We start from the raw sequence: 18,805 nt of genomic DNA, 5'->3' as shown, positions 1-18,805 counted from the left end.
CTTCCCATCCCGAACAGGACCGTGAAACGACTTTGCGCCGATGATAGTGCTGCAACCAGTGTGAAAGTAGGTTATCGTCAGGCTAGTTATATAGAAAAAGCCCCAACCAGTGATCTGGTTGGGGCTTTTTTGCGTTTGCCACCTACTTGAATTGGATTCCCGCCTGAGCGGGAATAACGACGCTGTCGAATTAAATGGATTAGAAGTGGTACGCGGCCTTCAGTTCCAGGAAGTTCGCGCCGCCATTCGGGCGCTTGATGCTGGCGTTGGAGAAGTGTTGCAGCTTGAGGGCGACTTCCCAGTTGTTTTGCATGACGTAACCGATGCCGATGTGGTCGCCGAACTGGAAGGCGGTCGACAATTCCCGGCTGTCGTTCTTGTACAGGCTGGACAAGAGGTGAACGCCGATGCCGGCTTCGTAGTAAATCCCCTTCTTGTTGTCATTCTGGAAGCGGAACACCGGGGTGAAACCCACGTCCCACAGGCCTTTTTCCAGGCCCGGCACGTTGCGGTACTGGTTTTGGCGCCAGTAGCCGACGCTGCCTTCCCAGTAGCCACTCAGGTGGGTACCGTTCGACTGGAACCATTGTTTTTCCCAATCATTGGCCGCGCTCAGGCGCACCATGCGCTGCTTCGGCCCGGAGCCGTAGTCGACCGAAACCGAGTCGATCAATTTATCCTGGGCCATAGCTGCCTGGCTCATCATGAGGGCGGCCACTGCCGCCATTAGTGTCTTCGCGAACATAGTATCCTTGTGTTTATACCGACTTGATCTGTGCTGTATGCTGGGTTGATACGGCTGGCAGGATTGTACCGGGGTTCCGGATTTTCTTCCGGCGCACCGTTGTTTTGATTATCTTCAGGAGCAGGATTGTCTATGCGTATCGCATTTCTCGGTATTGGCTTGATGGGAGACCCCATGGTTCGGCGCCTGCTGGCGGCCGGCCACGCGGTCACGGTCTGGAATCGCACTCACGCCAAGGCACAGGCGCTCGCTGATGCCGGCGCGCAGCCGGTGGCCCAGCTGGCCGATGCAGTGCGCGACGCCGGCATCGTCATCTCGATGCTCGAAGCCGGGCCGGTCGTGGCGCAAGTCATGCATGACGCCTTGCCGTCGCTGGCGCCCAACGCCTTGTGGGTAGACATGAGCTCGACACAGCAGGCCGAGGCGCAGGCATTTCATACATTGTTGCAAGGGCAGGGCAACCGGTTTGTCGATGCGCCGGTGTCCGGCGGCGTGGGCGGTGCGGCGGCTGGTACGCTGGCCATCATGGCTGGTGGCGATGTCGATGATTACGCCGAGGTTGCGCCGGTGTTGGAGGCGATGGGGCGACCTACCCTGGTGGGGCCGGCTGGTAGCGGCCAAGTGGCCAAGCTGTGCAACCAGCTGATCGTCGGTGCGACCATCAACATCGTGGCCGAGGCCATGTTGCTGGCCCAGGCGGCTGGCGCCGACCCGGCAGCGATGCGCGCGGCCATACGCGGCGGCTTTGCCGAGAGCAAAATTCTCGACGTCCATGGCCAGCGCATGTTGGAGCGTAATTTTGTTGCCGGCGGTAAGGTGGCAACGCAAGTCAAGGACCAGCGCAACATCCTCGCGGCGGCAGCGGCTGCCGGGGTGGTGTTGCCGGTGACGGCGCTGGTGACCGAGCGGTTCGAGGCATTGGTGGAAGCAATGCCGCAGGCGGACCACTCGGCGGCGTTAGTCGGGCTTGAAGAGTTGAACCCGGGAATACGGGTGGGGAGTGGGCCAGATCGAGTTTGAGTCGTTGGCTGCCTGGAGAAATTGGAATCTCGCCTGCGCGGGAATGACGACTCAAAAGCTGGCGGCTGGCGGTCACGCCGTCATTCCGCCTCGGCGGACCGCCTCGATGGCGGCAATCTGATCTAGTTCGGCAGCGGCAAACTCTTCTCCACCATCCGCACCCAGAAACTCGCCCCGATCGGCAACAGGTTGTCGTTGAAATCGTAGCTGCCGTTGTGCAGCACGCAGGGGCCCAGGCCGTGGCCGCCATCGCGGTGGTCGCCTTCGCCGTTGCCGATGAACATGTAGCAGCCAGGCTTGGCCTGCAGGAAGTAGGCGAAATCTTCCGCGCCCATGGTCGGCTCCACCTGGTCGTCCACCCGGTCGGCGCCCAGCACTTCTTTCATCACTTCCACCGCGAAACGGGTTTCGGCCGGGTGGTTGACCAGCGGGGGATAGTTGCGGCGAAAGCGGAATTCGGCTTCGGCGCCAAACGCTGCGGCCGTGTGGCGGGCGATTTCCTCCATGCGCTGTTCTATCAGGTCGAGCACCGGCCAGGTAAAGGTGCGCACCGTGCCCACCATCTTGGCGTCGTCCGGAATCACGTTGGTGGCGCTGCCGGCGTGGATTTGCGTGATCGACAGCACGGCCGTGTCGAGCGGACTTTTCTGGCGGCTGATGATGGTCTGCCAGCTTTGCGCGATCTGCACCGCCACCATCACCGGATCGACACCCTTGTGCGGTTGCGCGGCGTGAGCGCCCTTGCCCTTGATGGTCAAGTAGAACTCGTTACTGGACGCCATCATCGGGCCCTCCACCACGCTCATGTGGCCGGCCGGAATGCCGGGCCAGTTGTGCATGCCGTAGATCGCATCCATCGGGCATTGGTCGAACAGGCCGTCCTCGATCATGCGCTTGGCGCCGGCCCCACCTTCTTCGGCGGGCTGGAACACCAGGTACACGGTGCCGTCGAAGTTGCGGTGCTCGGCCAAGTGTTTGGCGGCGCCCAGCAGCATGGCGGTGTGGCCGTCGTGGCCGCAGGCGTGCATTTTGCCCGGGTGGCGCGAGGCATGGTCGAATGTGTTGATTTCCTGCATGGGCAGCGCGTCCATGTCGGCGCGCAGGCCGATCGAACGCCCGGACGTGCCGTTCTTGATGATGCCGACCACGCCGGTCACGCCCAGGCCGCGGATCACGGGGATGCCCCACTGCGTGAGCTTGTCGGCAATCAGGTCGGACGTGCGCTGCTCTTCGTAGCAGAGTTCTGGATGGGCATGCAGGTCGCGGCGGATCTGCTGTATTTCGGATTGAAACGCAATGATGGGATCAACTAGTTTCATCTGCTTCTCCATATGGGGTGTCGCTTGCCTTGTGAGTAGCGAGAAAGACCATTGTAGCCCGTGTGCGCAAACTTTATCCAGAGCGGACTCAAGCCGGCATGGGATGGCCGCTAATCGTTTACCATATTGTTTTTACGCATCCCGCCTTTTGGATCCAGACATGACAAGCACACAAGTTCGGGCGGCGTGCCCGCTCGACTGCCCCGACACCTGCGCCCTGCTGGTGACCGTGGAAGACGGCGTGGCCACCGCCGTCAAGGGCGACCCCGACCACCCGACCACGGCCGGCGTGCTGTGCACCAAGGTCGCCCGCTACACCGAGCGCACCTACCACGACGAGCGCCTGTTGTACCCGCTGCGCCGCGTCGGTGCGAAAGGCGAGGGCAAGTTCGAACGCATCAGCTGGGACGAGGCGCTGCGCACCATTGCCGAGCGCCTGGCGCCGATTGCCGCGCGCGACCCGGAAGCGATCCTGCCGTACAGCTACTGCGGCACCATGGGTTTGATCCAGGGCGAGTCGATGTCGTCGCGCTTTTTCAACCAGCTGGGTGCCTCGCTGCTGGACCGCACCGTCTGCGCCAGCGCCGGCGCCACCGGTTACAAGTACACGATCGGCGCGTCGGTCGGCACCGACATGGAGCAGTTTCAAAATGCCAAGCTGATCATCATCTGGGGCGGCAATCCGATTGCGTCCAACCTGCATTTCTGGACCCGCGCCCAGGAAGCCAAGCGCCACGGCGCCAAGCTGGTTGCCATCGACCCGTACCGCTCGCTCACGGCCGAGAAATGCCACCAGCACATCGCGCTGCTGCCCGGCACCGACGCCGCGCTGGCGCTGGGACTGATGCACGTGCTGATCGCCGAAGACCTGCTCGACCACGACTACATCGCCGACTACACGCTCGGCTTCGACCAGCTCAAGGCACGCGCGGCCGAGTGGACGCCCGAACGCACTGCCGCCACCTGCGGCATCAGCGCCGACGAAGTGATTGGGCTGGCGCGGCTGTACGGCCAGACCGCCAAGGCCGGCCTGCCGGTGGCGATCCGCACCAACTACGGGGTGCAGCGCGTGCGCGGCGGCGGCATGGCGGTGCGCAATATCGCCTGCCTGCCGGCGCTGGTCGGCGCCTGGCGCCATGCGGCAGGCGGGGTGCAACTATCGTCGAGCGGTTCGTTCCCGACCAACAAGCCAGCGCTGCAACGGCCCGACTTGCTGAAAAAAACGCCGCGCACCATCAACATGACCACCATCGGCGACGACCTGCTGCGACCCGGCTCGGCCACGTTCGGCCCGCAGGTGGAGGCGGTGATCGTGTACAACTCGAACCCGGTGGCGATCGCGCCCGACTCATCGAAAGTGGCGGCCGGTTTCGCCCGTGAAGACCTGTTTACGGTCGTGCTCGAGCAGTTCCAGACCGACACCGCCGACTACGCCGACATCGTGCTGCCGGCCACGACCCAGCTCGAGCACATCGACGCTCACACGTCGTACGGCCACCTGTACATGATGGCCAACAACGCCGCCATTGCGCCGCTGGGCGAGTCCAAGCCCAACACGGAAATTTTCCGCCTGCTGGCGCGCGCGATGGGCTTTACCGATCCATGCTTTGCCGAGACCGACGACCAGCTGGCCGCGCAGGCGTTCAAAACCGGCGACACGCGCGCCATGCATTTCGACTGGGAATCGCTGAAACAACAAGGCTGGCAAAAGCTCAACATGCCCGAGGCGCCGTTCGCCCACGGCGGCTTTTTCACCCCGTCGGGCAAGTGCGAGTTTTATTCGGCCCAGATGGCGCGCGATGGTCTCGATCCGTTGCCGACATACCTCGAACCGTATGAATCTGTTGCAAGCAACCCTCAACTTGCACAGCGCTATCCACTGGCGATGATTTCTCCGCCGGCACGCAATTTCCTCAACTCGACGTTCGTCAACGTCAAGAGTTTGCGCGCCGCCGAGGCCGAACCGCACCTCGATCTCCATCCATCGGATGCTGCCGCGCGCGGTGTCGCCCATGGGGAAATGGTCAGAATTTTCAATGATCGCGGCTCGTTCGAGGCGCGTGCGCGCGTGACCGACAAGGCCCGTGTCGGGCTGGTGGTCGGCTTATCAGTGTGGTGGAAAAAGCTTGCCAGCGACGGCAAGAATGCCAATGAAGTCACCAGCCAGAGGCTCACCGACATGGGCCGCGCACCGACGTTTTACGATACACTCGTACAGGTTGAAAGAGTTAGTGCTTGAAGGTAATGTATGCGCAAATTTGCCCGCCGAGTTCTTCGCACCAGGTACTGGCTGGTGACGGCGTGCACGCTGGCGATGCTGGCCGGCTGCGCGCAATTCAAGTATTACATGCAGGCAGCGCAAGGACAATACTCGCTGTGGTCGGACGCCCGTCCGATCGATGACTGGCTCGGCGACCCCGCCACCGATCCGCAGCTCAAGGCCCGGCTCGAAAAAGCGCTGCTGATCCGCCGCTTCGCGGTGCAGGAACTGAACCTGCCCAACAACGCCAGCTATAAAAACTACGCCGCGCTGTCGCGCCCGTTCGTACTGTGGAACGTGGTGGCCACGCCCGAGCTGTCGCTGCGGCCGATCCAGTGGTGCTTCCCGATTGCCGGCTGCGTCAGCTACCGCGGCTACTACAGCAAGGGCGACGCCAACGCCTATGCCGACGAGCTGCGCGCCGAAGGCAACGACGTGCAGGTGGGCGGCGTGCCGGCGTACTCCACGCTGGGCTGGTTCAGCGACCCGCTGCTGTCGACCTTCATCAATTACTCGGACGCCGAACTGGCGCGCATGGTGTTCCACGAGCTGGCGCACCAGGTGGTGTACGTGGCGGGCGACACCCAGTTCAACGAGAGCTTCGCCACGGCGGTGGAAGAGGCCGGCGTACAGCGCTGGCTCGAACTCTACGGCACCGACGAGATGCGCCTGGCCTACGCACGCTACAACGGCCGCCGCGCCGAGTTTCTGGCGCTGCTGGTGCGCCACCGGCAAATGCTGGCCGATAACTATGCCAGCAAGACCAGCATGCGCCACCGCCGCGCCGAGAAGGCGCGCATCTTCGCCCACCTCCAGTCCGACTATCTAAAACTCAAGGAAAGCTGGGGCGGCTACGCCGGTTACGACCGCTGGTTTGCCGAACCGCTGACCAATGCCCACTTGACCGCAGTAGGCGCTTACCATGATTACCTGCCGGCATTTAGAAGCTTGTTCAAGCAAGAAAGAACGTTCGTGCGATTTTATGGTGCAGTGCAAAAATTGGCTACGCTTGATTTTGCTCAACGACAGCAGCGCCTCGATCAACTCGCGCGCACCGCAACAGCCGATACCGTCCCCGCAGCGACCGGACAAACTACCGGGTCCGGCATGTTGTAAGGCGGGCCGGATATCGACGCGATGCTGCTATGCAGCATGATTTCACCCTCTTGACGCGTTAGAAGCGACGTTCTAATTATGTTTAAATGCGCTTGCGTCCGCGTCAACTGACCGATAGCATCGCGTTATCAGCAGGCTCGAACAGTGCGCGCAGACGACACTCGACTCCTGAACCGGCACTGTGCGCCGGCCCACAACGATAACGAGACAAGAGGCGCAGGCATGGAAAAAATCTGGTTGAAGTCCTATCCCCCCGGCATGCCGGCCGAGATAGACACGGCACAGTACGGTTCCCTGGTGCAGTTGCTGGAAGAGTCGTTCCGCAAGTACGCAGACCGCAATGCCTACGTCTGCATGGACAAGTACCTCACCTACGCCGAACTCGACAATTATTCCAGGCGCCTGGGCGCCTGGCTGCAAAGCCGGGGCATGAAGCAGGGCGCACGGGTCGGCATCATGATGCCGAACGTGCTGCAGTACCCGGTCGCGATCGCCGCCATCCTGCGCGCCGGCTACACCGTCGTCAACATCAACCCGCTGTACACGCCGCGCGAGCTCGAGCACCAGCTCAACGACTCCGGCTGCAGCGCCATCGTCATCCTCGAAAACTTCGCGCACACGCTCGAGCAGGTGCTGCCGCGCACCCAGGTCAAGCACGTGGTCGTCGCCACCATGGGCGAGTTGCTGGGCTTTGCCAAGGGCCTGCTGGTCAACTTTGTGGTGCGCAACGTCAAGCACCTGGTGCCGGCGTACTCGCTGCCCAACGCGGTGCGCTTCAAGTCGGCGCTGTCGCACGGCGCCGGCATGAAACTGACGCCAGTCGACATCAAGCCCGCCGACCCCGCCTTCCTGCAATACACGGGCGGCACCACTGGCGTGGCCAAGGGCGCCGTGCTGACGCACCAGAACGTGATCGCCAACATGCTGCAGATCGAAATGTGGTCGGAGCCGGCCGTGGGGGTGGTCGAAGGCCAGCCGGTGATGGTGGCGGCGCTGCCGCTGTATCACATCTTCGCGCTGACCGTGTGCGCCATGTGGGGCATGCGCAGCGGCATGCTCAACCTCTTGATTCCGAACCCGCGCGACATCGGCGGCTTCATCAAGGAGCTGGGCAAGTACCGCTTCAATATGCTGCCGGCGGTAAACACCCTGTACAACGGCCTGCTCAACCATCCCGACTTCGGCAAGCTCGATTTCTCCGGCTTGAAGCTCAGCTTTGGCGGCGGCATGGCGGTGCAGCAGGTGGTGGCCGAGCGCTGGTTCAAGGCCACCGGCTCGCCGATCATCGAGGGCTACGGCCTGTCCGAAACCGCGCCGGTCGCCACCTGCAACCGCGGCGATGCGACCGCTTTCAGCGGCACCATCGGCCTGCCGGTTCCGTCCACCGACATCGCCATCCTCGACGACGACGGCAACCAAGTGCCGTTGGGCCAGCCAGGTGAAATCGCCATCCGTGGCCCGCAAGTGATGGCCGGCTACTGGAACCGCCCGGACGAAACGGCGAAGGTGATGACCGCCGACGGCTACTTCAAGTCGGGCGACATCGGCATCATGAACGAAGGCGGCTACGTGAAAATCGTCGACCGCAAGAAGGACATGATCCTGGTCTCCGGTTTCAACGTCTATCCGAACGAACTGGAAGAAGTGATCGCCGCCCATCCAGGCGTACTCGAGTGCGCTTGCGTGGGCGTGCCGGACGAGCACTCGGGCGAGGCCGTCAAAGTGTTCGTGGTGCGCAAGGACCCGAACCTCACGGCCGAGACCCTGATGGCGTATTGCAAGCAAAACCTGACCGGCTACAAGAAGCCGAAATACATCGAATTCCGGGATGAGCTGCCGAAAACCAATGTCGGCAAGATCTTGCGGCGCATGTTGCGCGACGAAGACACCCCACCACAGAAAAAAACGAACGAGAAGGCTGTATAACGATGGAAAAAATCTGGCTCAAGTCCTACCCGGAGGGCGTCTCGGCGGAAATCGACAGCACCCAATTCCGCTCGATCACGCACTTGCTGGAAGAAGCCTTCCGCAAGTACGCCGACCGCAACGCCTACGTGTGCATGGACAAGTTCCTCACCTACCGCGAGCTCGACCAGCTGTCGCAACAGATGGGCGCCTGGCTGCAAAGCCTGGGCCTGTCGCCCGGCGCGCGGGTGGCGATCATGATGCCGAACGTGTTGCAGTACCCGGTGGCGATGGCAGCCATTCTGCGCGCCGGCTACACCGTGGTCAACGTCAACCCGCTGTACACGCCGCGCGAGCTGCAGCACCAGCTGATCGACTCCGGTTCCGAAGCCATCATCGTGCTGGAAAACTTTGCTGTCACCTTGCAACAGGTGATTGCCAACACCAGCGTCAAGCACGTGGTGGTGGCCACCATGGGCGACATGCTGGGCTTCTTGAAAGGCGCGATCGTCAACCTGGTGGTGCGCAAGGTCAAGAAAATGGTGCCCGCGTACTCGCTGCCCGGTGCGATCTCGTACAAGAAAATGATGGCGGGCGCCGCCGGCATGACCTTGAAGCCGGTCAAGCAGGGCCATGACGACATTGCCTTCCTGCAATACACGGGCGGCACCACGGGTGTCTCGAAGGGCGCCGTGCTGCTGCACCGGAATATCATCGCCAACGTGCTGCAAAACGAGGCGTGGCTGCAGTTCAAGCATTCGGAGGAACAGCTGGTGTTCGTGGCGGCGCTGCCGCTGTACCACATCTATTCGCTCACCGTCAGCGCCTTCATGGGCATGCGCATGGGCGGCCTCACCCTCTTGATTCCGAACCCGCGCGACATTCCCGGCTTCGTCAAGGAACTGGCCAAGTACCGCGTGGCGGTGCTGCCAGCAGTCAATACCCTGTACAACGCGCTGCTCAACAATGCCGATTTTGCCAAGCTCGATTTCTCCAGCTACTCGGTGTGCAACGGCGGCGGCATGGCGGTGCAAAAGGCCGTGGCCGACAAGTGGCTCAAGGTGACCGGCACGCCGATCATCGAAGGCTACGGCCTGTCCGAAACCTCGCCGGTGGCCACCGCCAACCGGGTGGACATCAAGGAATTCACCGGCACCATCGGCCTGCCGATTCCATCGACCGAAGTGATCATCATCGACGACGACGGCCGCGAAGTACCGCTGGGGCAGACCGGAGAAATCGCCATCCGTGGCCCGCAGGTGATGGCCGGCTACTGGAATCGCGCCGACGAAACCGCCAAGACCATGACCGCCGACGGCTACTTCAAGACCGGCGACATCGGCATCATGGACGAGCGCGGCTACACCCGTATCGTCGATCGCAAGAAGGACATGATCATCGTCTCGGGCTTCAATGTGTACCCGAACGAAGTGGAAGGCGTGGTGGCCGGCCACCCGGGCGTGCTGGAAGTGGCGTGCATCGGCGTGCCGGACAAGAATTCGGGCGAGGCCGTCAAACTGTTCGTGGTGCGCAAGGATCCGAACCTGACGGCCGAGCAGTTGCTGGACTTCTGCAAGCACGAGCTGACCGCGTACAAAAAGCCGAAGTTCATCGAGTTCCGCGATGAGCTGCCGAAGACCAACGTGGGCAAGATTTTGCGGCGGCAGTTGCGGGATGAGAAGACTGCGGCTTAAGGAAACAGTTCAGTCTCTTATACGCGCTATGGATCCCCGCGTACGCGAGGATGACGGCTTTACAGCCGCTGGATGTGGATGCGTCATCCCCGCGCAGGCGGGGATCCAATTCAAGCCTTCACCACCCCGGCCCGGCCATTGCGCACCACGAAGCTGGCCGCAGTCGCGATGCCACTCCCCGCATCGTGCACATCGGCCAGCGCCTGGAAGTGCGCGGTGGTTGTCTGCGGCGTCACGTCCAGCAGCATGAACCCGCGCTGATCGCTCTTGCCATACTTGATCCCCGGATTGATCGCCACGAACTCCTCGGTACGCTTTTGCGGCCGTGACGGCGACGTGATCGACGTGCCGCAAAACTCGCTGGCCAGCACCTGGTTGCTCTTCGATGCGGCGCGGGTGGGATAGCGGCTGATCTCGGCCGCAAAAAAGCTGTGGACGTCGCCCGACAGCACGAGCGGGTTGCTGGCGCCGCTGGTGCGCAGCGACTCGAGCAGCCGTTCACGTGCCCTTGGATAGCCATCCCAGCCATCGGTCCAGATCCGCACGTCCGCTTCCTGCTTGAACGGCAGCTGGCTGTTCTGCGCCATCAGGGTTTGCTGCGCCAGGATGTTCCAGCGCGCGGGCGACGACGCCAGCCCATCGTCGAGCCAGCGCTGCTGGACGTCGCCGAGCATGGTGCGCCTGGCATCACCCAGCGCCGCGCAGTCGCGCCGGATCACCGAGGTGGAGCCACCGCGCCCCCTGGGTGGGCAGGCGTGCCAGGCGCGGTACTGGCGGTCGTCGAGCACGTGGAAGCGCGCCAGCCGCCCCCAGTCGTAGCGCTGGTAGATGCGCATATTGGCAAAGTCGCCGGGCTTGGGCACCGACAGGCGCAGCGGCATGTGTTCGTAGAAGGCCTGGTAGGCCGCTGCGCGGCGCAGCACGAATTCGGGGTTGAGTCGTTCGTCGCGGTCGGCCGCGTAGTCGTTGGCCACCTCGTGGTCGTCCCAGGTGACGATCCACGGCGCCGCGTGGTGGGCAGCCTGCAGGTGGGCGTCGCTCTTGTACTGGGCGTAGCGGTTGCGGTAGTCGGCCAGCGTGAACGATTCCGAGACGCGCACGGCGCGCGTGGGATGCCGGAGCTGGTACGGGCCCCATTCGTAGATGTAGTCGCCGAGGAAGGCCACCAGGTCGGGTGCGGCGGCGGCAATGTGGCGGTGGGCGGCGTAGGTGCCGAACTCCCAGTGCTGGCACGAAGCCACGGCCAGCTTCAGGCGCTCGGGCATGCTGGCCGCTGCCGGCGCGGTGCGGGTGCGGCCGACGGGGCTGACCGCATCGCCGAGGATGAAACGGTAGAAGTACCAGCGCCCGGGCGCCAGGTTGGTCACATCGACGTGCACGCTGTGGGCCAGCGCCGGCGTGGCGCTGGCCGTGCCCTTGGCCACGAGGCGGCTGAAGTGTTCATCGTCGGCCACCTCCCAGCGCACCGGCAGCGCCACGGCGGGCATGGCGGCTGCATTCAATGGATCATGGAGGATGCGGGTCCAGATCACGACCGCATCGGGCAGGGGCGAGCCGGAGGCCACGCCCAGGCTGAACGGGTAGGCGCCCTGGCTGGCGCTGGCGGGGATGGCGGTGCGTGTTGCTGCCTCGCTGCTGCCAGTGCCGCTGCGGGTGTCGTGGCATGCTGCCAGCGTGGCCAGCCCGGCCAGGTGGCCGGCGGTGGCCAGGAAGATACGGCGCTGGCTATCCATGGCGCGGCTGATCCACGGTGATGCCCGGGCAGGTCATCCGGCGGCTATCCACGGCGGCGCGTCAGGCGCGTCATCCCGCTTGCCCCGGCAACGCGTGGATCAGCGTCTCGATCGGCGGCACCTTGCGCGGCTTGCGGTCGGAGTCGGTGGCCACGTAGGTGAGCACGGCCTCGGTCACCTTGACGGTATCGGCCTGCAGGCGGTTGCGCTCCGCGTACACCTCGACGTTGACGGTAATGGACGTATTGCCAACCTTGACGATATCGGCATAAAACGACAGCAGGTCGCCGACGAACACGGGATTCTTGAACACGAACGAGTTGACCGCGATGGTCGCCACGCGGCCGTTGGCGCGGCGGGTGGCCGGCAGCGAACCGGCGATATCGACCTGCGCCATGATCCAGCCGCCGAACACGTCGCCATAGACATTGGCGTCGGACGGGGAGGGCATCATGCGCAGTTCCGGCATTTTCCCAGCGGGCAGGCCCCGGTTGATGGTGGTGATGGCAAGCGGGGTTTTTTCTGGGGTGGTCATCGTGAAATCTCGGCAAGGGCTACAATGTCCAAGATTGAACCATAAAAAGCCCAGCGCTGCCCACCCCTCCCGACCTTGCCCCTATGCGCCGTTACCCGAATTCGCCAGCCGACCCCAGTGTCCAGCCAGCTCCCCGTACCCGTACCGACCTCGCCACCCTGAAAACCCTGCTGCCCTACCTGTGGGTGTACAAGTGGCGCGTGCTGCTGGCGCTGGGCTGCCTGGTCGGCGCCAAGCTGGCCAACGTGGGCGTGCCGATCGTCATGAAGCGCCTGATCGACTCGCTCACCATCACCCCGCAGCACCCGCAGGCGCTCTTGGTGCTGCCGGTGGCGGCGCTGGTGGTGTATGGCTTGCTGCGCCTGTCCACCACCGTGTTTACCGAACTGCGCGAGTTCCTGTTCGCGCGGGTAACCCAGCGCGCGGTGCGCACCATCGCGCTGCAAGTGTTCCGCCATTTGCACGCGCTGTCGCTGCGCTTCCATTTGAATCGCCAGACCGGCGGCATGACGCGCGATATCGAGCGTGGCACCCGCGCGGTCGGCTCGCTGATCTCCTACACACTGTTCAACATCCTGCCCACGCTGGTCGAGATCACGCTGGTGCTGGGCTACCTGGTGCTGCATTACGATATCTGGTTCAGCGTGATCACGCTGGTGGCGCTGGTGTCGTACATCACCTTCACGGTCACGGTGACCAACTGGCGCACGCACTTCCGCCGCACCATGAACGACCTCGATTCCAGGGCCAATACCAAGGCGATCGACTCGCTGATCAACTACGAGACCGTCAAGTACTTCGGCAACGAGGACTACGAGGCGAAACGCTACGACGAAGGTCTGCAGAACTACGAGTCGGCGGCGGTCAAGTCGCAAACCTCGCTGTCGGTATTGAACACCGGGCAGTCCTTGATCATCGCGGTGGCGGTCACGCTGATCCTGTGGCGCGCCACCGTGGGCGTGATTGCCGGCACCATGACCCTGGGCGACCTGGTGCTGGTGAACTCGTTCATGATCCAGCTGTACATACCGCTGAACTTCCTCGGCGTGATCTACCGCGAGATCAAGCAAAGCCTGGCCGACATGGAAAAGCTGTTCTCGCTGCTGGACCAGAACCGCGAAATTGCCGATGCCAAGGACGCGCAGCCGCTGGCGACCACCGGCGCGGAAGTGCGCTTCAACCACGTCGATTTCAGCTACGAGGCCAAGCGGCAAATCCTGTTCGACGTCGATTTCACGATTGCCCCCGGCACCACCACCGCGGTAGTGGGCCACAGCGGTTCGGGCAAGTCGACGTTATCGCGCCTGCTGTTCCGCTTCTATGAAGTCAACACCGGCAGCATCTCGATCGACGGCCAGGATTTGCGGTCACTGACGCAGGATTCGGTGCGCCACGCGATCGGCATCGTGCCGCAGGATACGGTGCTGTTCAACGACACCATCGAATACAACATCGCCTACGGCAAGCCGGGCGCCACGCATGACGACATCGTGGCCGCTGCCCGCGCGGCGTCGATCCACGAGTTCGTGGCAAGCCTACCGGACGGCTACGCCACCATGGTCGGTGAGCGTGGCCTGAAACTGTCGGGCGGTGAAAAGCAGCGCGTGGCGATTGCCCGCACCCTGCTCAAGAACCCGGCGATCCTGATCTTCGACGAAGCCACGTCGGCGCTCGACTCCAAGGCCGAGCAGGCGATCCAGGCGCAGTTGAAAGAGATCGCCAGGAGCCGCACCACGCTGGTCATCGCGCACCGCCTGTCCACGGTGGCCGACGCCCAGCAGATCCTGGTGCTCGACCACGGCCGCATCGTCGAGCGTGGCACCCACCAGGCGCTGCTGGCGGCCGATGGCCTGTACGCCCAGATGTGGCAGCGCCAGCAGGCGAGGCAGGACGAGGAAGTCGCGCCACAATGAAAAAAGCCCGTTCAGTCGCCTGAACGGGCTTTGTCACTTCACGGCGCCGACTTCTATCAGGCAGCGTCCTTGATCATTTCTTCGTCGCCGGGATGGGCCAGTTCACCCTCCCACTTGGCAACCACCGCAGCAGCGACGCCGTTACCGACGACGTTGGTGGCCGAACGCGCCATGTCCAGGAAGTGGTCGATACCGAGCAGCAGCAGCAGGCCCGCCTCCGGGATATTGAACTGGCTCAGGGTGGCGGCAATCACCACCAGCGAAGCGCGCGGCACGCCCGCGATACCCTTGGAGGTGACCATCAGTACGGCCATCATGGTGATCTGCTCGGCCAGCGTCATCTCGATGCCGTAGGCCTGGGCGATGAACACGGTGGCGAAGGTGCAGTACATCATCGAGCCGTCGAGGTTGAACGAGTAGCCGATCGGCAGCACGAACGAGGCGATACGGTTACGCACGCCGAAACGCTCGAGGCCTTCCAGCGTTTTCGGATACGCCGCTTCGCTCGAGGCGGTGGAGAAGGCCAGCAGGGCCGGGCCGCGCAGCTCGGCCATCAAGGCGAACACGCGCTTTTTCAGGAACAGGAAGCCGGCAAACATCAGCAAGCCCCACAGGATCATGATGCCCAGGTAGAACTCGGCCATGAACACGCCGTAGGTGGACAGCACACCGAGGCCGCTCTTGGCGATGGTGCCGGCAACGGCTGCGAACACCGCGACCGGCGCGAACGCCATCACGTAACCGGTGACCTTGAGCATGATGTGGGCCAGGCCGTCGAGCGCGTCGATCAGGGCCTTGGCTTTTTCGCCGATGGCAGCTGCGGCGATACCGAAGAACAGCGAGAACACGACGATCTGCAGGATTTCGTTCTTGGCCATGCCATCGACGATGGACGCCGGTACCAGGTGGGTGACGAAGTCTTTGAGCGACAGCGACGACGCCACGATGCCGGTGTTGGACGCGGCGGTGGACATATGGCCGAGCAGCGCGTCACCAGGACGGAACAGGTTGACCAGCACCAGGCCCAGGCTCAGCGACATGACCGAAGCGAGGAAGAACCAGCCCATGGTTTTCAGGCCGATACGGCCCACTTCGCTGGCATCACCCATGCGGGCAATGCCGACCACCAGGGTGGCAAATACCAGCGGCGCGATGATCATCTTGATCAGGCGCAGGAACACGGTGGTCAACAGGGACATCGAATCAACGAAACCGGTGGGCGTGGCCACGTTGGCGTTGACGAAATAGCCGGTAATAATGCCTAGCACCAGGGCAGCCAGGATGTAGGTGGTCAATCGGCTTTTTTTCTGCATGTTCTAGCTTCCCTGTGATAGTGTCTCTTTGGACGTTGCTTGCCGCAGAGAGGTTCTGCGCCAGCGCAATCTGGTTCAAAATAAAGTCATTGCCTCCAGGTGCGGAGGTATGATCCGGTCAATGTCAGCCTTGTGGGTTGATGAAACATTGAGCAACGTTGAGCAAGTGACGCAGTATCCTTGGGGCCAAGGTCACTGTCAAGCTTGCGTGGACGCCATTCCACACCGATTCTTTCCCGCGCTCCCGTGGCGACAAAAATATGATAGCGATCAGCAATCTCAGCAAATGGTATGGCCAGTTCCAGGTCCTCGCCGACTGCACCACCAACGTTGCCAAGGGCGACGTCATGGTGATCTGCGGCCCGTCCGGTTCGGGCAAATCGACGTTGATCAAGACCGTCAACGGCCTCGAGCCATTTCAGCAGGGCAATATCACGGTGGACGGTATTTCCGTGGGCGACCCGCGCACCGACCTGCCCAAGCTGCGGGCACGGATCGGCATGGTATTCCAGAACTTCGAACTGTTTCCCCACTTATCGGTACGGCAGAACCTGAACCTGGGCCAGGTCCAGGTACTGGGTCGCAGCGAGGAGGAGGCTACTGCGCGCGGCTTGCTGTACCTGGACCGGGTGGGCTTGCTGTCGCAGCAGGACAAGTTTCCCAACCAGCTCTCCGGCGGCCAGCAGCAGCGGGTGGCGATTGCCCGCGCGCTGTCGATGGACCCGATCGCCATGCTGTTCGATGAACCGACGTCGGCGCTCGATCCGGAAATGATCAACGAAGTGCTCGACGTGATGGTGGGGCTGGCGCAGGAAGGCATGACCATGATGGTGGTCACCCACGAGATGGGCTTTGCGCGCAAGGTGGCCAACCGCGTGGTGTTCATGGACCAGGGCAGGATTCTCGAGGATTGCGCCAAGGAAGAGTTTTTCGGTGCGCCGCGTTCCGAGCGCGCACGGGAGTTTTTAGCGCGTATTATTCATTAGGTAGTGAGGCGGCCCGGTGGCAGCGGTGCAAAAACACCTGAACAAGAGCGGCCTGAAGGTGGTCACCAACCCGGTCACCGCCGCCAACCGCATCCCGCTCATGGCCAACGGCACCATCGACCTCGAGTGCGGCTCCACCACCAACAACGCCGAGCGGCAAAAGCAGGTGGCGTTCGCGCCCACCATGTTCGTGATTGCCAACCGGCTGCTGACCAAGAAGTCTTCCAACATCGGTTCGCTGGCTGACTTGAAAGGCAAAACCCTGGTGGCCACGGCCGGCACCACCACCCACAAGCAGATGACCATGCTTAACGCCGAGCGCAAGCTGGGCATGAAAATCCTGGTCGGCAAGGACCATCCCGAATCGTTCCTGATGCTGGAAACCGGCCGCGCCGTGGCCGAGGCCAACGACGACATCCTGCTGGCCGGCCAGGTCGCCACCGCGCGCAACCCGGACCAATACGTGATCGGCAGCGAGGCGCTGTCGGTCGAACCGTACGGCATCATGCTCAGGCGTGGCGACCCGCAATTCAAGGCCGTGATCGATGCCGCGCTCACCGACCTGTACCGGTCCGACCAATTTGCCAAAATCTATGCCAAGTGGTTCACCAGTTCTATCCCGCCGCGCGGCATCAACCTCAAGTTCCCGATGTCGCCCCAACTGAAGGCTGCCATCGCCAAGCCGACCGACTCACCGGACCCGGCCGCCTATACGGTGAAGTAACCCTCGCACGCGCCGGGCTGCCGCCATGGACTACCACTGGAACTGGGCCATCTTCGGCGAGCTATCGCCGGACGGTGTGCGTCCCTACTGGCAAACCCTGGCGGGCGGCCTGGGCTGGACCCTGGCCACGGCGCTGGCCGGCTGGGTGATGGCGCTGGTATTGGGCTTTGCCATCGGTGCGCTGCGTACGCTGCCGTCACCGTGGTGGCGCCGGCTTGGTACCGCGTACGTGGAGCTGTTTCGTAATATCCCGTTGCTGGTGCAAATGTTTTTATGGTATTTCGTCGCTCCCGAGTTGCTGCCGGCGGCGCTGGGCGAGCAGGTCAAGGCGTTGCCCAATGCGCCGTTCGTTACCGCTGTCGTGTGCCTCGGCTTTTTTACGTCGGCGCGGGTGGCGGTGCAGGTGACGGCCGGCATCGAGGCGCTGGCCGGCGGCCAGCGGCTGGCGGCACTGGCGCTGGGGCTGAAGCTGCGGCAAACCTACCGCCACGTGCTGCTGCCGCTGGCGCTGCGCATCATCATGCCGCCGCTCACCAGCGAGTTCCTCAACATCATCAAGAACAGCTCGGTCGCGCTCACCATCGGCCTGATGGAACTGACCGCCAGTGCACGCGCGTTGCAGGAGTTTTCGTTCCAGGTGTTCGAGGCGTTTGCCGCCGCCACCATGATCTACGTGCTGCTCAACCTGCTGGTAACGGCCGCCATGCACCGGCTCGAACGCCGGCTGGCGCTACCGGGCACGTTGGGAGGCCGCTGATGTTTGCCGATTTCGACGTCGACGTCATCGCCCGCTCGTGGGTGTACCTGTTCCAGGTCGGCATGGCGTTTACCTTGCAACTGACAGTGCTGTCGATGCTGGGCGGCGTGATGCTGGGCACCTTGCTGGCGCTAGCGCGCCTGTCGGGCTTTGCGCCGCTGGCGCTGGCTGCCAGCGCGTACGTCAACCTGGTGCGGGCGGTGCCGCTGGTGCTGGTGATCTTCTGGTTCTATTTCCTGGTGCCGTATTTGGCGGCATGGCTGATCGGCGCGCCCGAGCCGGTCAAGGTGGGCACGTTCTGGTCGGCCTTGATCACGTTCACGCTGTTCCAGGCCGCGTACTACTGCGAGATCATGCGCGGCGGCATCCAGGCGATTCCGCGCGGCCAGGTGCTGGCGGCGCAAGCGCTGGGCCTGCGTTACTGGCAGGTGATGGGCCGCGTGGTACTGCCGCAGGCGCTGCGCAACATGCTGCCGGTACTGCTCACGCAGACCATCGTACTGTTCCAGGACGTCTCGCTGGTGTACGTCCTCTCGGTCCCCGACTTTGTCGGCGCCGCCAGCAAGATCGCCCAACGCGACGGCCGCCTGGTGGAAATGTACACGTTCGTGGCAGCCGTGTATTTCGTGCTGTGCTGCGCACTGTCGTGGCTTTCGCGCCACCTACTTCGGGGTCAGTGCCGACATTCGGACACGAACTGAGCACTATCTGCTTGAGCCCGTGTCCGAATGTCGGCACTGACCCTGAAGTGCGGGTCTGCTAGTATGCGCGGTTTGTTGACGCTA

The 18,805-nt window shown here is 63.1% G+C and carries 15 protein-coding genes; 10 read left to right on the top strand and 5 right to left on the bottom strand.

The window, feature by feature from the left end; translation table 11 throughout:
* Positions 1 to 199 precede the first annotated feature (199 nt).
* The gene (locus J2X54_RS24970; protein ID WP_070251564.1) at positions 200 to 745 is read right to left on the bottom strand and encodes an acyloxyacyl hydrolase; all 546 of its coding nucleotides are present in this window, start codon (positions 743 to 745) and stop codon (positions 200 to 202) included.
* Between the two features lie 174 nt (positions 746 to 919).
* On the opposite strand from J2X54_RS24970, the gene J2X54_RS24965 reads away from it, so the two are divergent.
* Complete coding sequence (locus tag J2X54_RS24965) at positions 920 to 1,765, top strand: NAD(P)-dependent oxidoreductase (RefSeq protein WP_310184477.1); 846 nt, start codon at positions 920 to 922, stop codon at positions 1,763 to 1,765.
* A gap of 122 nt (positions 1,766 to 1,887) precedes the next feature.
* Here J2X54_RS24965 and J2X54_RS24960 read toward each other — a convergent pair whose 3' ends face one another.
* Complete coding sequence (locus J2X54_RS24960; protein WP_310184469.1) at positions 1,888 to 3,084, bottom strand: M20 aminoacylase family protein; 1,197 nt, start codon at positions 3,082 to 3,084, stop codon at positions 1,888 to 1,890.
* A gap of 160 nt (positions 3,085 to 3,244) precedes the next feature.
* Between J2X54_RS24960 and J2X54_RS24955 the strand changes: the two genes are divergently transcribed.
* The 4 genes from J2X54_RS24955 to J2X54_RS24940 all read left to right on the top strand — a co-directional run bounded on the left by J2X54_RS24955 (position 3,245) and on the right by J2X54_RS24940 (position 10,059).
* Complete coding sequence (locus J2X54_RS24955; RefSeq protein WP_310184468.1) at positions 3,245 to 5,323, top strand: molybdopterin oxidoreductase family protein; 2,079 nt, start codon at positions 3,245 to 3,247, stop codon at positions 5,321 to 5,323.
* 9 nt (positions 5,324 to 5,332) lie between these two features.
* Complete coding sequence (locus J2X54_RS24950) at positions 5,333 to 6,460, top strand: aminopeptidase (protein WP_310184467.1); 1,128 nt, start codon at positions 5,333 to 5,335, stop codon at positions 6,458 to 6,460.
* A gap of 222 nt (positions 6,461 to 6,682) precedes the next feature.
* A complete protein-coding gene (locus J2X54_RS24945; protein ID WP_310184465.1) occupies positions 6,683 to 8,386 on the top strand; it encodes a long-chain-fatty-acid--CoA ligase in 1,704 nt (567 codons plus the stop codon).
* Between the two features lie 2 nt (positions 8,387 to 8,388).
* Positions 8,389 to 10,059, top strand: coding sequence for a long-chain-fatty-acid--CoA ligase (locus tag J2X54_RS24940; RefSeq protein WP_310184463.1), 1,671 nt, complete (start codon positions 8,389 to 8,391; stop codon positions 10,057 to 10,059).
* Positions 10,060 to 10,169: 110 nt separating this feature from the next.
* Here J2X54_RS24940 and J2X54_RS24935 read toward each other — a convergent pair whose 3' ends face one another.
* Together J2X54_RS24935 and J2X54_RS24930 are read right to left on the bottom strand one after the other, a co-directional pair.
* Positions 10,170 to 11,792, bottom strand: coding sequence for an alkaline phosphatase D family protein (locus tag J2X54_RS24935; protein WP_310184461.1), 1,623 nt, complete (start codon positions 11,790 to 11,792; stop codon positions 10,170 to 10,172).
* Positions 11,793 to 11,862: 70 nt separating this feature from the next.
* Positions 11,863 to 12,327, bottom strand: coding sequence for an acyl-CoA thioesterase (locus tag J2X54_RS24930; RefSeq protein WP_070251558.1), 465 nt, complete (start codon positions 12,325 to 12,327; stop codon positions 11,863 to 11,865).
* Positions 12,328 to 12,410: 83 nt separating this feature from the next.
* Here J2X54_RS24930 and J2X54_RS24925 point away from each other — a divergent pair, with 83 nt between their 5' ends.
* A complete protein-coding gene (locus tag J2X54_RS24925; protein WP_310184459.1) occupies positions 12,411 to 14,240 on the top strand; it encodes an ABC transporter ATP-binding protein/permease in 1,830 nt (609 codons plus the stop codon).
* 56 nt (positions 14,241 to 14,296) lie between these two features.
* Here the strand turns inward: J2X54_RS24925 and J2X54_RS24920 are convergent, their stop codons facing one another.
* On the bottom strand, positions 14,297 to 15,553 hold the full coding sequence (locus tag J2X54_RS24920) for a dicarboxylate/amino acid:cation symporter (protein ID WP_310184457.1): 1,257 nt from the start codon (positions 15,551 to 15,553) through the stop codon (positions 14,297 to 14,299).
* Between the two features lie 260 nt (positions 15,554 to 15,813).
* Here J2X54_RS24920 and J2X54_RS24915 point away from each other — a divergent pair, with 260 nt between their 5' ends.
* Genes J2X54_RS24915 through J2X54_RS24900 form a run of 4 tightly spaced genes read left to right on the top strand, consistent with a single transcriptional unit; the run spans position 15,814 to position 18,721 of the window.
* The gene (locus J2X54_RS24915; RefSeq protein WP_310184456.1) at positions 15,814 to 16,539 is read left to right on the top strand and encodes an amino acid ABC transporter ATP-binding protein; all 726 of its coding nucleotides are present in this window, start codon (positions 15,814 to 15,816) and stop codon (positions 16,537 to 16,539) included.
* A gap of 16 nt (positions 16,540 to 16,555) precedes the next feature.
* Complete coding sequence (locus J2X54_RS24910; RefSeq protein WP_310184455.1) at positions 16,556 to 17,263, top strand: transporter substrate-binding domain-containing protein; 708 nt, start codon at positions 16,556 to 16,558, stop codon at positions 17,261 to 17,263.
* Between the two features lie 25 nt (positions 17,264 to 17,288).
* Positions 17,289 to 18,020 carry an amino acid ABC transporter permease gene (locus J2X54_RS24905; protein ID WP_310184454.1) on the top strand — a complete coding sequence of 244 codons (732 nt, stop codon included), beginning with the start codon at positions 17,289 to 17,291 and terminating at the stop codon, positions 18,018 to 18,020.
* Positions 18,020 to 18,721 (top strand): amino acid ABC transporter permease, encoded by a 702-nt coding sequence (locus J2X54_RS24900; protein ID WP_070251553.1) that lies wholly within the window; start codon positions 18,020 to 18,022, stop codon positions 18,719 to 18,721. The genes J2X54_RS24905 and J2X54_RS24900 overlap by 1 nt, the downstream gene beginning before the upstream one ends.
* The last annotated feature ends 84 nt before the right edge of the window (positions 18,722 to 18,805 follow it).

The sequence above is a fragment of the Duganella sp. 3397 genome (genome assembly GCF_031456625.1).
Classification (GTDB): domain Bacteria; phylum Pseudomonadota; class Gammaproteobacteria; order Burkholderiales; family Burkholderiaceae_D; genus Rugamonas; species Rugamonas phyllosphaerae.
This window is presented reverse-complemented; position numbering and strand designations above follow the sequence as displayed.

What these genes read in the sequence shown, in the direction of transcription:
- J2X54_RS24970 (WP_070251564.1), bottom strand. Translation starts at nt 745, where the DNA reads ATGTTCGCGAAGACACTAATGGCGGCAGTGGCCGCCCTCATGATGAGC.
- J2X54_RS24925 (WP_310184459.1), top strand. Translation starts at nt 12,411, where the DNA reads ATGCGCCGTTACCCGAATTCGCCAGCCGACCCCAGTGTCCAGCCAGCT.
- J2X54_RS24915 (WP_310184456.1), top strand. Translation starts at nt 15,814, where the DNA reads ATGATAGCGATCAGCAATCTCAGCAAATGGTATGGCCAGTTCCAGGTC.
- J2X54_RS24955 (WP_310184468.1), top strand. Translation starts at nt 3,245, where the DNA reads ATGACAAGCACACAAGTTCGGGCGGCGTGCCCGCTCGACTGCCCCGAC.
- J2X54_RS24930 (WP_070251558.1), bottom strand. Translation starts at nt 12,327, where the DNA reads ATGACCACCCCAGAAAAAACCCCGCTTGCCATCACCACCATCAACCGG.
- J2X54_RS24940 (WP_310184463.1), top strand. Translation starts at nt 8,389, where the DNA reads ATGGAAAAAATCTGGCTCAAGTCCTACCCGGAGGGCGTCTCGGCGGAA.
- J2X54_RS24960 (WP_310184469.1), bottom strand. Translation starts at nt 3,084, where the DNA reads ATGAAACTAGTTGATCCCATCATTGCGTTTCAATCCGAAATACAGCAG.
- J2X54_RS24900 (WP_070251553.1), top strand. Translation starts at nt 18,020, where the DNA reads ATGTTTGCCGATTTCGACGTCGACGTCATCGCCCGCTCGTGGGTGTAC.
- J2X54_RS24945 (WP_310184465.1), top strand. Translation starts at nt 6,683, where the DNA reads ATGGAAAAAATCTGGTTGAAGTCCTATCCCCCCGGCATGCCGGCCGAG.
- J2X54_RS24950 (WP_310184467.1), top strand. Translation starts at nt 5,333, where the DNA reads ATGCGCAAATTTGCCCGCCGAGTTCTTCGCACCAGGTACTGGCTGGTG.
- J2X54_RS24935 (WP_310184461.1), bottom strand. Translation starts at nt 11,792, where the DNA reads ATGGATAGCCAGCGCCGTATCTTCCTGGCCACCGCCGGCCACCTGGCC.
- J2X54_RS24965 (WP_310184477.1), top strand. Translation starts at nt 920, where the DNA reads ATGGTTCGGCGCCTGCTGGCGGCCGGCCACGCGGTCACGGTCTGGAAT.
- J2X54_RS24920 (WP_310184457.1), bottom strand. Translation starts at nt 15,553, where the DNA reads ATGCAGAAAAAAAGCCGATTGACCACCTACATCCTGGCTGCCCTGGTG.
- J2X54_RS24905 (WP_310184454.1), top strand. Translation starts at nt 17,289, where the DNA reads ATGGACTACCACTGGAACTGGGCCATCTTCGGCGAGCTATCGCCGGAC.